This is a genomic window from Amycolatopsis arida (assembly GCF_900115565.1).
GTDB lineage: Bacteria > Actinomycetota > Actinomycetes > Mycobacteriales > Pseudonocardiaceae > Yuhushiella > Yuhushiella arida.
Genome location: NZ_FOWW01000007.1, coordinates 1 through 13,101, shown reverse-complemented (window position 1 = coordinate 13,101; position 13,101 = coordinate 1). Strand labels below are relative to the sequence as shown.

Genomic DNA, 13,101 nt, shown 5'->3' with positions numbered 1-13,101 from the left:
TGATCGTCACCACCCGGGTAGTACCGCAGCATACGTGTAGTTACCGGAAAGTAGGTAGTGGTGATCTGATTGCGATGCGGAGACGACTGGCTGTAATCCCCATGACGGGGGATACGGCTGCCAAACTGGGCGCCGGAGATGCGTAGATCGAAAGGGGTACCGCGGTGACCGACCACGCCACCGGGAAGGCCGGCAACGTCGCCGAGCTGCTCAGCTCGGCGGCCCGCACCCGGCCGGGGGCGGCCGGCCTCGTCGACACCACCACCGGAACCACCCTGACCTGGGCCGACGTCGAGGCCGCCGTCGACGCTCAGGTGGCCGAGCTCCGCGCCGCCGGCCTGGCCCCCGGCGACCGCGTGGTGCTGCGCCTGTCCACCGGCGCCGCGTTCGCGATCGCCTTCTACGCGGTCGTCCGCGCCGGCGGCATCGCCGTGCCGCTGTCGCCGCAGGGACCCGACACCGAGCTGGCCACATTCGTCGAGCACAGCGGCGCCCGGCTGATCGTCGGCACCGGCGGCGACCAGCAGGTGACCGAGGTGCCCGTCCGCACCGACCCGCCCGCCGCGCGGCCGGAGCCGGTGCAGCCGGTCGGCGCCGGCGAGGACATCGCCGTCCTCTCCTACACCTCCGGCACCACCGGCCGGCCGCGCGGCGTGATGCTGTCCCACCGGGCGCTGCTGGCCAATGTCGACCAGCTCACCCGGCTCGACACCCACGTCGTCGAGCCCACCGACCGGGTGTACCTCAGCGTCCCGCTGTTCCACGTCTACGGCCTCGGCCCCGGCCTCCTCGCCGCGACATCGGTGGGCGCGGCCCTGGTGCTCGCCGAGCGGTTCGACGCCCGCGCGGCGCTGACCCACTGCGCCGAGCACCGGGTGACCACCGTGCTCGGCGTGCCGACCATGTACGCCGAGTTCGCCGCGCTGCCCCCGGACGAGCTGGGCGAGGCCCTGTCCACCGTGCGGCTGCTCACCTCGGGCGCGGCGCCGCTGCACCCGAAGGTGCTCGCCGCGATCCGCGCGGCCATCGGGCTCGGCGTGTTCGAGGGCTACGGCCTCACCGAGACCGCGCCGGTGCTCACCACCACGCTGGTCACCGGCTACCCGAAGCCGGGCTCGGTGGGCCGCCCGCTGCCGGGCGTGGAGCTGCGGCTGGTGGACAGCGACGGCACTCCAGGGCCGGTGCCGCTCGACCCGGCCGACCCCGACGACGCGTTCGCCGAGGACGCCGCCGGCACCGGGCTGGTGTCGGTGCGCGGACCGAACCTGTTCTCGGGGTACTGGCCGGACGGCGCGCACGGGCCCGACGCCGAGGGCTGGTTCCGCACCGGCGACGTCGGCTATCTCGATGTCGACGGCGACCTGCACCTGGTGGACCGCGCCAACGACCTGATCATCGTGAACGGGTTCAACGTGTACCCGCGCGAGGTGGAGGACGTGATCAACGCGATCCCCGGGGTGGCCGAGTCGGCCGTGGTGGGAGTGCGCGACGAGCGCAGCGGCGAGGCGGTGAAGGCGGTGATCGTGCCGGAGCCGGGCGCGGCGCTGTCCGAGCAGCAGGTGGTGGACGCCTGCGCCGGCCGGCTGGCCGCGTACAAGGTGCCGCGCACGGTCGCGTTCGCCGACGAGTTGCCGCACTCGCCAACCGGGAAGCTGCGCCGGGTGCGGTTGCGGGGATGATCGAGGCATGCACCAGGTGACCGTGATGACCCGGCAGGGCTGCCCGGCGTGCGAGCGGGCGGAGCGGGACGTGGCGCGGATCTGCGCCGAAGTCGGCGCGGAGTGGGCGGCGTGCGACGTGGACACCGACCCGGAGTGGCGCGCCGAGTACGGCGACCGCGTGCCGGTGATCCTGGTGGACGGCGCCGAGCACGGCTACTGGTCGGTCGAGGAGGACCGCCTCCGCCGCGCCCTGGCGTGACCGGGAGGGATCGCGTGCGGGTGGTGCCGGCGGCCTCGGGTGGCGGACCAGCCACGGCTGCCGCACGTCGCGCCGGGTCCCGGGCTGGTGTCACTGGAGTGGAGCCCGCTGTCGCGCACGGACGACGACCGCAGCGTGGCGGTGCTGGTGGACTCCGGCGCGCAGCGGGTGCGGTCGGTGGTGGGTGTCCACGTCACGGAGACCGACGCGGCGGTGACGATCGACGTGCTCGGCACCCGGTTCACCGACGAGGGTCCGATGACCCTGGCCTCGATCCTGGGCGAGCACATCTCGACCTGCCCAGCCCACTCGCCGGCCGCGAGATCCGCGTGCCGTGACCGCTTCTCCTGCCCGAGGGCGGGGACGAGGATATGAAACGCGGGGTGTGGGCGGTGTGGCGCGGGCCCTGGCGAGGTGGCGCTGTGGTGATACGCGAGGGCCGGCACCCGCTGGTGCCGGCCCTCGGTTAGCTACTGTGCTCGGCAGAGGTCATCCGCCGGTGGATCAGACCGCGTGGACGTGGGTGGCCTGCGGGCCCTTGGGGCCCTGGGTCATCTCGAACTCCACGTGCTGGTTCTCCTCGAGGCTACGGAAGCCGTGGCCGTCGATCTCGGAGTAGTGCACGAACACGTCCGGTCCGTCGGTGCGGGAGATGAAGCCGAAGCCCTTCTCCGCGTTGAACCACTTGACAGTTCCCTGAGTCATTGTCGCTCCTTACAGGGCTGGATACGGGGCCCACACCGTGTGGTGCCCCGGGCCGGTTCCTCGACGCGGCTGCTCCAGATCCCTGAAGGCAAGCGGCGCGCCCGCAACATCGTTCCTCGCGAGCGTGCGGAAACACGAACACATGAAAACTACGACCACTCGCTACAACCACGCCACGGCCTGACCTATTCCCGGTGGCGCTGACCTGGGGTTTCGCTGGTCGCCCGTCGGCTGCCCGCAGGTGCTGCCCGACGGTCAGCCGGGGCGGCGGGCGGTGGTGAGGAAGGTGCGCCAGGCGGCCGGGGTGAGGCGGAGGGTGCCGGAGGCGGGGGCCTTGGAGTCGCGGACGGCGACCTCGGCCGAAGCGAAGGAGACTTCTACGCACTCCCAGTCTTGGCTTGAATGGCTACTCTTCCGCCAAGCCGGGGCCGGGGTCATCGCTCTCCTCGGGAGGGTCGTACTCGCTTGCCACGCGCGCAAGCATCTCCCGGGATTCTCCCTCGTCCAACGCCTGCTTCTCAAGCGCCGAGCCGAACCGGCGGTAGCCCTCGATGGTCTCGCGTTCTTCGATCATCAGGCCGCCAAGTCCGCTCTCGATGCTGACGACCGGGCCGTGCTCCTCGAAGTCCATCAGGTAGAAGTAGCCAACGGTCGCCACTAGGGGTCCGGCGGAGTAGGGCAGGATCCGGATCTTCACATTACGACGGTCGCACGAGAAGAGCAGCCGGAAGATCTGGTCCTGCATCACCTTCGCGCCGCCCAGCGGCGTGCGCAGCACGCCCTCGTAGATCAGGAACGTGACCTGCAGTGCCCGGTTGTCACTGAGCACGCGCTGACGCTGCATCCGCGCAGTCACTCGCTGCTCGACCTCCTTCGGCGGCAGCTCGCCGCTCACCTCCATGACCGCACGGGCGTAGTCATAGGTCTGGAGAAGTCCCGGCACGAAGGTGGGAGCGCAGGTGAGGATCCGCTGCGCGGTCCTTTCGTGCAAGATCAACGCGCGCAACAGGTTCTGCATTCGCCGGGCGAGGAAGCCGGGGTCGTTGGGCTCGCCGAGGCGCAGGACCTCGTCCACCTCCCGCGCGGTGGCGCCGCAGTGCGACAGGTGGGTCGTCACCGTGATGGGGTTCTGCCCCGCCTGGCCCTTCTCGATCCGGCAGATCTTGCTCGGGGAGTACCCGGTTCGCTCCGCCAGTTGCGCGCCGGTCAACCCGGCCAGCTCCCGCCGCTCGCGCAGCACCGCGCCCTGTTCCCGGCTCTGCACCGTGGAGATTCGAGGATTCATGCGAGCAAAAGTAATCCGGGCCACCCGTCGGAATCGCCAGCGACGCAACGGATCCACCCCAAGGGATCACTCTCCCCGCGGCCTTTCACTCTCCGCAAGAACCGCCGCGCGGCGAGAGCCGCCGCGCCGCGAGAACCGCCGTAAGCCACCCGTAAGCCGCGACGCCGCGCCACACCCGCCGTGGCGGCCCACCATGGAGGCATGACCGACCTCGGGGACGACGCCCGCCTCCCGGCCCGCACGGCCGCGCTGGTCGGCGTGCTCGCGCTGGCCGCGGCGCTCGCCGCCGGGCACCTGGTCGCCGCGTTCGTCGGCGCGGGCGCCTCGCCGGTCGTCGCGGTCGGGGCGACGGCCATCGACCTCACGCCCGCCTGGCTGAAGGACTTCGCGGTCAGCGCGTTCGGCACCTACGACAAGCTCGTGTTGCTGCTCGGCATGGCAGTGGTCCTGCTGCTCGCCGCGATCGGCGCGGGCCTGCTGTCCCGGCGGTCACCCACACCGGGCCTCGTGGTGATCACCGTGCTCGGCGCGCTGGCCGTGGCCGCCGTGTTCACCCGCCCCGACCTCGGTCAGCTCGCCGCCCTCGCCCCGCTGGCCAGCCTGGTCGCCGGGGCGCTCACCTTCCGCGCGCTGCACCGGCGCGCCCAGCCCGCCACCGACCCCGGCACCCTCGAGCCCACCGACCGGCGCGGCTTCCTGATCGGCGCGGGCGGCGTCGCCGCCGGCGCGGGGCTCGCCGGGCTGGCTGGGCAGTGGATCGGCGGCGGCCGGGACGCCGCCGGCTCCCGCGCGGCCGTCGGCGACCTCGCCGTGGCCGACCCCGCGCCGGCGATCCCGCCGGGCGCCGACTTCGCCGACCTCGGCACCCCCACCTTCCTCACCCCGAACGACCGCTTCTACCGCATCGACACCGCGCTCGTCGTCCCGCGGGTCCGCGCCGAGGACTGGACCCTGCGCATCTCCGGCATGGTCGACCGCGAGCTCACCCTCGACTACGCCGCGATCCGCGCCCGCCCGCTGGTCGAGCGCACGATCACCATGGCCTGCGTGTCCAACGACGTCGGCGGCCCGTACGTCTCCACCGCGAACTTCCTCGGCGTGCCGCTGGCCGACCTGCTCCGCGAGGCCGGCGTCCGGCCCGGCGCCGAGCAGCTCCTGTCCACCAGCGAGGACGGCTGGACCTGCGGCACCCCCGTCGACGCCGTGCTCGACCCCGCGCGCGGCGCGCTGCTGGCCATCGGCATGAACGGCGAGCCGCTGCCGCTGGAGCACGGCTTCCCGGCGCGGATGGTCGTCCCGGGCCTCTATGGCTACGTGTCGGCCACCAAGTGGGTCCGCGACATCGAGGTCACCACCTGGGCCGCCCGCGACGCCTACTGGCTCAGCCGCGGCTGGGCCGAGCGCGCGCCGGTCAAGACCCAGTCCCGCATCGACACCCCCGACGGGTCCGCGACGCTGCCCGCCGGCCGGGTCACCGTGGCCGGGGTCGCGTGGGCGCCGACGATCGGGATCACCGGCGTCGAGATCCGGCTGGACCGCCATTCACACGAGCCCGGCCCGTGGCAACCGGCCGAGCTGGCCGCCGCCGTGCACGAGAACACCTGGCGCATGTGGCGGGCCGAGCTGGACGTCCCACCGGGGCGGCACCGGGTGGCCTGCCGGGCCGTCGACGCGACCGGGTACACCCAGACCGGCGAACGGTCGAGCCCGGCACCGGACGGCGCCACCGGCTGGCACACCGTCACCTTCACGACCGAGTGACGAGCGCGCCGAACGGGCCTGCCGGCGCGGTTGGCCGGATTCCACTGTGGCCCTCGTCGCGTCTCCGACCAGCGACTTTGTGCCTGCGTTCACAAATGGCTACCGTATTCCCCACGACCTGGGCGGCCGGTTATCGAACACCCCCGCGCCCGCCACGTCAAGGGTTGAACGTAGGAAAACGTCGAACGCGGGCGGTTGCGACCGGCCGAACGAGGAGAGCCAGCGTGGTGGCACAGCGGGACGCCCGCCCGCCCCGGCGCAACGGGGCACAGCCCGCGCAACGCCGACGTGGCCGAGCCCACCGGGACCCGAACACCCCGGACGCCGACAACGCCCCCACCGCCGAGATGCCGGCCGTGGAGGACGCCGCCGCCGGCGTCGGCGAGGTCGCCAAGGCGAAGTCCATCCCCGAGGCTGCGGTCGCCCGGCTCGCCGTCTACCTGCGGGTCCTGTCCGGCATGGCCGACCAGGGCGCCACCACCGTCTCCAGCGAGGAGCTGTCCACCGCGGCCGGGGTGAACTCGGCCAAGCTCCGCAAGGACCTCTCCTACCTCGGCTCCTACGGCACCCGCGGGGTCGGCTACGACGTCGCCGTGCTCGTCAACCACATCGAGCGCACCCTCGGCCTCACCCGGCAGCACAAGGTGGCCGTGGTGGGAATCGGGAACCTGGGTCACGCGTTGGCAAATTATGGTGGCTTTCCCGGCCGGGGCTTCCCGGTGGAGGCACTGTTCGACGTCGACCCCGACCTGATCGGCGTGCCGGTGGGCGGGCTGCCGGTGTCACACCTGGACGACATCCCCAAGGTGTGCGCCGAGCGGCAGATCTCCATCGGCGTCATCGCCACGCCGCCGACCGCGGCGCAGTCGGTGTGCGACCGGTTGGTGGCCGGCGGCGTGCAGTGCATCCTGAACTTCGCCCCCGTGGTGCTGCAGGTGCCCGAGCACGTCGAGGTGCGGAAGGTGGATCTGGCCGTCGAGCTGCAGATCCTGTCCTTCCACGTGGCCAGGCGCGCGGACATCGCGGCGGCGGCCGGCGCGGCCAACGGCGAGTCCCCCAACGGGGCCCGACCGGCGGGCGGGAGCGACTCGAGGCTGGACCGAGTGGCCGATGGAATGGTGGTGCGCAGTGAGCGGTGACCGGCGAACCGGGCTCCGACCGGCGGCCCGCGCCCGTCCCGTGGAGAGGGGGCGGGCATGAGCGTGCTGGTCATCGGGCTTTCGCACCGCACGGCCGACCTGGCGACCCTGGAGCGGGTCGCGGTGCCCGCGGCCGAGCTGACGAAGGTGCTGCACGAGCTGCAGCAGGCGCCGCACATCGGTGAGGTGATGGTCGTCTCGACCTGCAACCGCATCGAGGTCTACGCGGTGGTGGAGACGTTCCACGGCGGGCTCGCCGACGCGGTCGACGTGCTCGGCCGGCAGGCCGGGCTGGAGCCCGCCGCGCTGTACGACAACCTGTACGTGCACTACGCGGGCGCCGCGGTCGAGCACGTGTTCTCCGTCGCGGCCGGGCTCGACTCGATGGTCGTCGGGGAGACGCAGATCCTCGGCCAGGTGCGGGCCGCCTACGCCACCGCGCGCGAGGCCGGCACCGTCGGCCGCACGCTGCACGAGCTGATCCAGTCCACGCTGCGGGTCGGCAAGCGGGTGCACACCGAGACCGGCCTCGGCGCGCTGGGCGCGTCGGTGGTGTCCGAGGCGCTGGCCGCCGCCGGCGACCTCGCCGGCCGGCGGGCACTGATCGTCGGCGCCGGGTCGATGGGCGCGCTCGCCGCGGCACAGCTGCGCAAGGCGGGGGTCGGCGGCGTCATCGTCGCCAACCGCACCGAGGCCAACGCCGAGCGGCTGGCCGCCGCCTGCGCCGAGCAGGGCGTGCCGGCCTCCGCGGTGCCGATGGCCGAGCTGGCGAGCGCCGTCGCCGCCGCCGACGTCGTGGTGGCCTGCACCGGGGCGCAAGGCGCCGTGCTGCTGCCCGAGCACGTCCCGGCGCGGGCCGGGCGGCCGCTGGTGATCTGCGACCTCGGGCTGCCCCGGGACGTGGACCCCGCCGTGGCCGACCACGCCGGGGTCACGCTGGTGGACCTGGAGACCGTCCGCCGCAGGATGGACGCCGAGGGCGACACCAGCACCGCCAAGCAGACCGCGCGGGCCGCCGGGATCATCCTCGACGAGGTGCGCGCCTACCTCGCCGGGCAGCGCAGCGCCGAGGTGACGCCGACGGTCACCGCGCTGCGCCGGCGGGCCGCCGAGGTGGTCGACGCCGAGCTGCTGCGGCTGGACAACCGGCTGCCCGACCTCGACACCGACGTCCGTGACGAGCTCGCCCGCACGGTCCGCCGCGTGGTGGACAAGCTGCTGCACGCACCGACGGTGCGGGTCAAGCAACTCGCCGCCGAGACCGCCGGCACGGACTACGCCAACGCGCTGCGCGAGCTGTTCGGCCTCGACCCGCAGGCCCCGGCCGCGGTGTCCAGCGTCGCCGCGGGTGCCAAGCACGACCAGATCGACCAGCGCGGCATCCGCAACGGGCCGTCGCCTGTGGACGGTGAAGCCGAATGACCAGGACCATCCGGATCGGGACGAGAGGCAGCAAGCTCGCCCTCGCCCAGACCGGCACCATCGCGACGCTGCTGGAGCGGGCCGGGGAGCGGGTGGAGATCGTGAAGGTCACCACCCCCGGCGACCGGTCCAGCGCGCCCATCGCCGAGATCGGTGTCGGGGTGTTCACCTCCGCGCTGCGCGAGGCGCTGGTGACCAAGCAGGTCGACGTGGCCGTGCACTCCTACAAGGACCTGCCGACCGCGCCGGAGGACGGCATCGTGCTCGCCGCGGTGCCGCCCCGTGGCGACCCGCGCGACGCGCTGATCGCCCGCGACGGGCTGACCCTGGGCGAGCTGCCGCCGGGCTCGACCGTCGGCACCGGATCGCCCCGGCGGATCGCGCAGCTACGCGCGCTCGGCCTCGGCCTGGAGGTGGTGCCGATCCGCGGCAACATCGACACCCGGATCGGCAGGGTCACCAGCGGTGAGCTGGACGCCGTCGTGCTGGCCCGCGCCGGGCTGGCCAGGGTGGACCGGCTGGCCGAGATCACCGAGACGCTGGACCCGATCCAGATGCTGCCCGCGCCCGCCCAGGGCGCGCTGGCGGTGGAGACCCGCGTCGACGACGTGGACATCGAACACCTTCTTCGCTCCATCGTGGACGACGAAGTGACCAGGGTGGCGGTGACCGCCGAGCGCGCCATGCTGGCCGCGCTCGAGGCGGGCTGCAGCGCACCCGTCGGCGCGCTGGCCGAGGTGGTGGAGGACCTCGACGAGCATGGCTCCGTGGTGGAGCGCGTGTCGCTGCGCGGGGTGGCCGCCACCGGGTTCGCGGAGGAACCGGTGCACCTCCTGCGGGCCTCGGCCGTCGCCGAGAAGAGCGAGGCGGAGCGGCTCGGCCGGGATCTGGCCGCCGAGCTGCTCGACCTCGGCGCTCGGGCGCTGCCCGGCCCGGGGCGCACGCCGCGCTGACGAACAAGCCCACTGCAAGGAACGGCCTGCCTTCGCCACGGCCGCTGACGAGGAGAAACACACAGATGACCCGCGCACGAAAGAGCACTGGGCGCGTCGCCTTCGTGGGCTCGGGCCCCGGCGACGCCGGTCTGCTGACCGTCCGTGCCCAGGAGTTGCTGGCCAAGGCCGAGCTGGTGGTGACCGACCCCGACGTGCCGTCCGGGGCGCTCGCCCACGCCGGCGCCGACGCGGAGGTGCGACCCGCCGTCGGCGAGCCCGGTGACGTCGCCAAGGACCTCGCCGCCGAGGCCAAGGCCGGGCGCCTGGTGCTGCGCCTGGTGGCCGGCGACCCGCTGACCCAGCCGGCCGTGGTGGCCGAGGTGCAGGCCGTGGCCAAGAGCAGCGCCGTGTTCGACGTCGTGCCCGGGGTGTCGCCCGGTGTCGCGGTCCCCGCCTACGCGGGCATCGCGCTCGGCGGCACCCACGTCGAGGTGGACGTGCGCTCCGATGTGGACTGGGCCGGGCTGGCCGGCGCGCCCGGCCCGATCGTGCTGCACGCGACGTCCAGCCACCTCGCCGAGGCGGCGTCCGCGCTGGTCGAGCACGGTCTCGCGGCGCAGACCCCGGTCGCGGTGACCAGCAACGGCACGATCAACACCCAGCGCACGGTGGACACCACGCTGGCCTCGCTCGCCGCCGACGCCGGCGAGCTGGTCGGTCCGCTCGTGGTGACCGTCGGCGAGGCCGCCGGCGTCCGGTCGAAGCTGTCCTGGTGGGAGTCCCGCGCGCTGTACGGGTGGAAGGTGCTGGTGCCGCGGACCAAGGAGCAGGCCGGCGACATGGCCGAGCGGCTGCGCAGCCACGGCGCGACCTCGCACGAGGTGCCGACGATCTCGGTGGAGCCGCCGCGCAGCCCGGCGCAGATGGAGCGCGCGGTGAAGGGGCTCGTCGACGGCCGGTACCAGTGGATCGTGTTCACCTCCACCAACGCGGTGCGCGCGGTGTGGGAGAAGTTCGCCGAGTTCGGGCTGGACGCGCGGGCGTTCTCCGGCGTGAAGATCGCCTGCGTGGGCGAGTCCACCGCGGCGAAGGTGCGCTCGTTCGGGATCATCCCCGAGCTGGTGCCGTCGGGGGAGCAGTCCAGCGAGGGGCTGCTCGCCGAGTTCCCGCCCTACGACGACGTGCTCGACCCGGTCGACCGGGTGCTGCTGCCGCGGGCCGACATCGCCACCGAGACGCTGGCCGCCGGGCTGCGCGACCGTGGTTGGGAGATCGACGACGTGACGGCGTACCGGACCGTGCGGGCCGCGCCGCCGCCGGCCGAGACCCGCGAGATGATCAAGACCGGCGGGTTCGACGCGGTGTGCTTCACCTCGTCGTCCACCGTGCGGAACCTGGTCGGGATCGCCGGCAAGCCGCACGCCCGCACCCTGGTGGCGTGCATCGGCCCGAAGACCGCGGAGACCGCGACCGAGTTCGGGCTGCGGGTGGACGTGCAGCCGGAGCAGCCGAACGTGATCGAGCTGGTGGACGCGCTGGCCGAGCACGCGGCCCGGCTGCGCGCCGAGGGCGCCCTGCCGCCCCCGCGCAAGGCCAAGCGCGCCCGCCGCTCCTGACGTCCCGGCAGCCCGGCCACCAAGGCCCCCTGGCCCCCCGCTACGCGACGCGCCATCAAGGCCACCTTCCGTGCGTTCGACGCCATGAAGGTGGCCTTCATGGCGTGCGCGGTGTGCGGGTGCCAAGGTTTTGAAACGGTGTTATCATTCGGGTATGACACTCGAGGGACCCGTCCAGCTGTTCGTCGTGATCGCGCTCGTCTCGCTGCCCACCGTGATGTACGGGGGCTACGCGCTGCTGAGCCTGCTGCACCGCGGGAAGCTCACCGACCGGCAGCGCGCCTACTTCCGGGCCGGGCACGCGCACGCCGGGGTGCTGCTGGTGCTCGCGCTGGCGACGTTGGCGTTCGTGTCCGCCAGCGGGTTGGGGGAGGCGGCGCGCTGGGTGGTGTGCGTCCTGCTGCTGGTCGGCATCCTCGCGCAGTCCGGCGGGTTCTTCCTGAACCTGGCGCCGGGGCGGGCGGGGAGGTGGTCCGTGGGGAACACGGTCACCGTGGTCGGGGCGGTGCTGCTGGCCGCCGCGATGCTGACCACCGCCTACGGTGTGGCCGTCGCGTGAGGGCCCGCCGGGCGGGAGTACGGTCGTCGGCGTGTTCCCCGAGCATCGCCCGCGCCGGTTGCGCGTCACCCCGGCCATGCGGCGCCTGGTCAGCGAGACCACGCTCACGCCGCGCCAGCTGATCCTGCCGCTGTTCGTCAGCGAGGCCGCCGAAGCCGCCGGCGCCCCGCGGCCCATCGCCAGCATGCCCGGCGTCGTCCAGCACACCCGCGACTCGCTGCGCAAGGCGGCGGTCGAGGCCGTGCGGGCCGGGGTCGGCGGGCTGATGGTGTTCGGCGTGCCCAGCACCAGGGACGCCATCGGGTCGGGCGGCACCGACGAGCGGGGCGTCCTCAACGTCGCGCTGCGCGACCTGCGGGCCGAGCTGGGCGACGACACCGTGCTCATGGCCGACACCTGCCTGGACGAGTTCACCGACCACGGGCACTGCGGCGTGCTCGACGAGCGGGGCCGGGTGGACAACGACGCCACGCTCGAGCGGTACGCGCGGATGGCGCTGGCGCAGGCCGAGGCGGGCGCGCACCTGCTCGGGCCGAGCGGGATGATGGACGGCCAGGTGGGGGTCATCCGGCGGGCGCTCGACGACGCCGACTACGCCGACGTCGGCATCCTGGCCTACTCGGCCAAGTACGCCAGCGCGTTCTACGGCCCCTTCCGCGAGGCGGTGGACTCGCAGCTCACCGGCGACCGCAAGACCTACCAGCAGGACCCCGCCAACGCGCGCGAGGCGCTGCGGGAGATCGAGCTGGACGTCGCCGAGGGCGCCGACATGGTGATGGTCAAGCCGGCGCTGGCGTACCTGGACGTGGTGCGCGCCGCGGCGGAGGCGTCGCCCGTGCCGGTCGCGGCGTACAACATCTCCGGCGAGTACGCGATGGTCGAGGCCGCCGCCGCGAACGGCTGGGTGGACCGCAGGGGCACCGTGCTCGAGGTGCTCACCTCGATCCGCCGTGCCGGCGCCGACCTGATCCTCACCTACTGGGCCGCCGAAGCCGCCACCTGGCTGTAACCCGGACCTGTCGCCCGCCCGAGACCGCGAGTTCCACGTTCCAGACGGCGAGTTCTACGTCCGGGACGGTGAGTTCTTCCTTCCGGACCACGAGTTCCATGTTGGAGCCGGAGGTGCGCGACTGCCGCGTCGCTCACCGGGCTCGCCAGCCTGTGCCGCCCGTGGGACGCCATGGTCCGACAGGCGCGCAGGCAGCACCCCGAGGCGTGGCGTGGCCTTGGTTTGCCCCCGTCCCCTTCGTCCTTGCCGGTCCTGTGCGGGGTGGGGCTCGGGTCAAGGGTGAGCGAAGCGAATCGCGCAGCGACGCCGAAGGCGCCCTTGAGGCGAGCCCCACCCCGTCAGACACTGCCGGCCTCAGAAGGGGACGCGGGAGGGTGCACCCCGCCCAGCCGCGGGGAGGGTGCGGCCCCGCCCACCCCGGGGGTCGCCGAGCCGCTCCAGCGTATCGCCGCCCGGGAAGTTGGGACGGTGCGCGCGAAATCTGTGGATCCCTTTCGGGGGATGGGAACAACTCGACGGGTGCACGGCGCCGGGTGTCGCGCCGCGGGCACATCTCGCATCCCCGCTGCGGGTGCATCCCGTGCCGGGGTTACCGCGTCATCGGGTGTTGCGGTCCGCACCTCGTCCCAGGTGTGGTCCCCACCCCGAAGCCTGATTGTGTTGACGGTCGTCGGCACCGTGTCAAGGCGGGAAAGCGTGCCTTGACACGGCACCGCCGACCGCACAGCGGCTTCGGATCGGGGTGGGGAG

General features: G+C 73.3%; 13 protein-coding genes. 10 read left to right on the top strand and 3 right to left on the bottom strand.

The window, feature by feature from the left end; all coding sequences use genetic code 11:
* The first annotated feature begins 164 nt into the window (after positions 1-164).
* The 3 genes from BM051_RS19425 to BM051_RS19415 are packed head-to-tail and all read left to right on the top strand — an operon-like array spanning position 165 to position 2,295.
* Positions 165-1,679 carry an AMP-binding protein gene (locus tag BM051_RS19425; protein WP_092532267.1) on the top strand — a complete coding sequence of 505 codons (1,515 nt, stop codon included), beginning with the start codon at positions 165-167 and terminating at the stop codon, positions 1,677-1,679.
* 7 nt (positions 1,680-1,686) lie between these two features.
* Complete coding sequence (locus tag BM051_RS19420) at positions 1,687-1,920, top strand: glutaredoxin family protein (RefSeq protein WP_092532265.1); 234 nt, start codon at positions 1,687-1,689, stop codon at positions 1,918-1,920.
* A gap of 39 nt (positions 1,921-1,959) precedes the next feature.
* Positions 1,960-2,295, top strand: coding sequence for a hypothetical protein (locus tag BM051_RS19415; RefSeq protein ID WP_092532262.1), 336 nt, complete (start codon positions 1,960-1,962; stop codon positions 2,293-2,295).
* Positions 2,296-2,424: 129 nt separating this feature from the next.
* On the opposite strand, the gene BM051_RS19410 is transcribed toward BM051_RS19415, so the two are convergent.
* The 3 genes from BM051_RS19410 to BM051_RS19400 all read right to left on the bottom strand — a co-directional run bounded on the left by BM051_RS19410 (position 2,425) and on the right by BM051_RS19400 (position 3,910).
* Entirely contained in the window at positions 2,425-2,625 is a 201-nt protein-coding gene (locus tag BM051_RS19410; protein ID WP_092532258.1) for a cold-shock protein, read from the bottom strand.
* A gap of 255 nt (positions 2,626-2,880) precedes the next feature.
* Positions 2,881-3,063 (bottom strand): DUF397 domain-containing protein, encoded by a 183-nt coding sequence (locus BM051_RS19405; protein ID WP_092532255.1) that lies wholly within the window; start codon positions 3,061-3,063, stop codon positions 2,881-2,883.
* Positions 3,032-3,910, bottom strand: coding sequence for a helix-turn-helix domain-containing protein (locus BM051_RS19400; RefSeq protein ID WP_092532252.1), 879 nt, complete (start codon positions 3,908-3,910; stop codon positions 3,032-3,034). The genes BM051_RS19405 and BM051_RS19400 overlap by 32 nt, the downstream gene beginning before the upstream one ends.
* Positions 3,911-4,111: 201 nt before the next feature.
* Between BM051_RS19400 and BM051_RS19395 the strand changes: the two genes are divergently transcribed.
* The 7 genes from BM051_RS19395 (at position 4,112) to hemB (ending at position 12,351) form a co-directional block, all read left to right on the top strand.
* Positions 4,112-5,671, top strand: coding sequence for a molybdopterin-dependent oxidoreductase (locus BM051_RS19395; RefSeq protein ID WP_092532249.1), 1,560 nt, complete (start codon positions 4,112-4,114; stop codon positions 5,669-5,671).
* 224 nt (positions 5,672-5,895) lie between these two features.
* Positions 5,896-6,810, top strand: a complete 915-nt coding sequence (locus BM051_RS19390; protein WP_166677764.1) for a redox-sensing transcriptional repressor Rex — start codon at positions 5,896-5,898, stop codon at positions 6,808-6,810.
* Between the two features lie 57 nt (positions 6,811-6,867).
* Positions 6,868-8,232 (top strand): glutamyl-tRNA reductase, encoded by a 1,365-nt coding sequence (locus tag BM051_RS19385; protein ID WP_092532246.1) that lies wholly within the window; start codon positions 6,868-6,870, stop codon positions 8,230-8,232.
* Positions 8,229-9,185: a hydroxymethylbilane synthase gene (gene hemC, locus BM051_RS19380; RefSeq protein WP_092532243.1), complete on the top strand. Its 957-nt coding sequence runs from the start codon at positions 8,229-8,231 to the stop codon at positions 9,183-9,185. The genes BM051_RS19385 and hemC overlap by 4 nt, the downstream gene beginning before the upstream one ends.
* A gap of 65 nt (positions 9,186-9,250) precedes the next feature.
* Complete coding sequence (locus tag BM051_RS19375) at positions 9,251-10,783, top strand: bifunctional uroporphyrinogen-III C-methyltransferase/uroporphyrinogen-III synthase (RefSeq protein ID WP_092532240.1); 1,533 nt, start codon at positions 9,251-9,253, stop codon at positions 10,781-10,783.
* Between the two features lie 154 nt (positions 10,784-10,937).
* Entirely contained in the window at positions 10,938-11,342 is a 405-nt protein-coding gene (locus tag BM051_RS19370; protein ID WP_092532236.1) for a hypothetical protein, read from the top strand.
* Positions 11,343-11,373: 31 nt separating this feature from the next.
* On the top strand, positions 11,374-12,351 hold the full coding sequence (gene hemB, locus BM051_RS19365; protein ID WP_092532230.1) for a porphobilinogen synthase: 978 nt from the start codon (positions 11,374-11,376) through the stop codon (positions 12,349-12,351).
* The last annotated feature ends 750 nt before the right edge of the window (positions 12,352-13,101 follow it).

Excerpts from the sequence above, each read along its gene's own strand:
- BM051_RS19370 (WP_092532236.1), top strand. The coding sequence starts at position 10,938 with ATGACACTCGAGGGACCCGTCCAGCTGTTCGTCGTGATCGCGCTCGTC.
- BM051_RS19410 (WP_092532258.1), bottom strand. The coding sequence starts at position 2,625 with ATGACTCAGGGAACTGTCAAGTGGTTCAACGCGGAGAAGGGCTTCGGC.
- BM051_RS19395 (WP_092532249.1), top strand. The coding sequence starts at position 4,112 with ATGACCGACCTCGGGGACGACGCCCGCCTCCCGGCCCGCACGGCCGCG.
- BM051_RS19385 (WP_092532246.1), top strand. The coding sequence starts at position 6,868 with ATGAGCGTGCTGGTCATCGGGCTTTCGCACCGCACGGCCGACCTGGCG.
- BM051_RS19400 (WP_092532252.1), bottom strand. The coding sequence starts at position 3,910 with ATGAATCCTCGAATCTCCACGGTGCAGAGCCGGGAACAGGGCGCGGTG.
- hemC (WP_092532243.1), top strand. The coding sequence starts at position 8,229 with ATGACCAGGACCATCCGGATCGGGACGAGAGGCAGCAAGCTCGCCCTC.
- BM051_RS19420 (WP_092532265.1), top strand. The coding sequence starts at position 1,687 with ATGCACCAGGTGACCGTGATGACCCGGCAGGGCTGCCCGGCGTGCGAG.
- BM051_RS19375 (WP_092532240.1), top strand. The coding sequence starts at position 9,251 with ATGACCCGCGCACGAAAGAGCACTGGGCGCGTCGCCTTCGTGGGCTCG.
- BM051_RS19405 (WP_092532255.1), bottom strand. The coding sequence starts at position 3,063 with ATGACCCCGGCCCCGGCTTGGCGGAAGAGTAGCCATTCAAGCCAAGAC.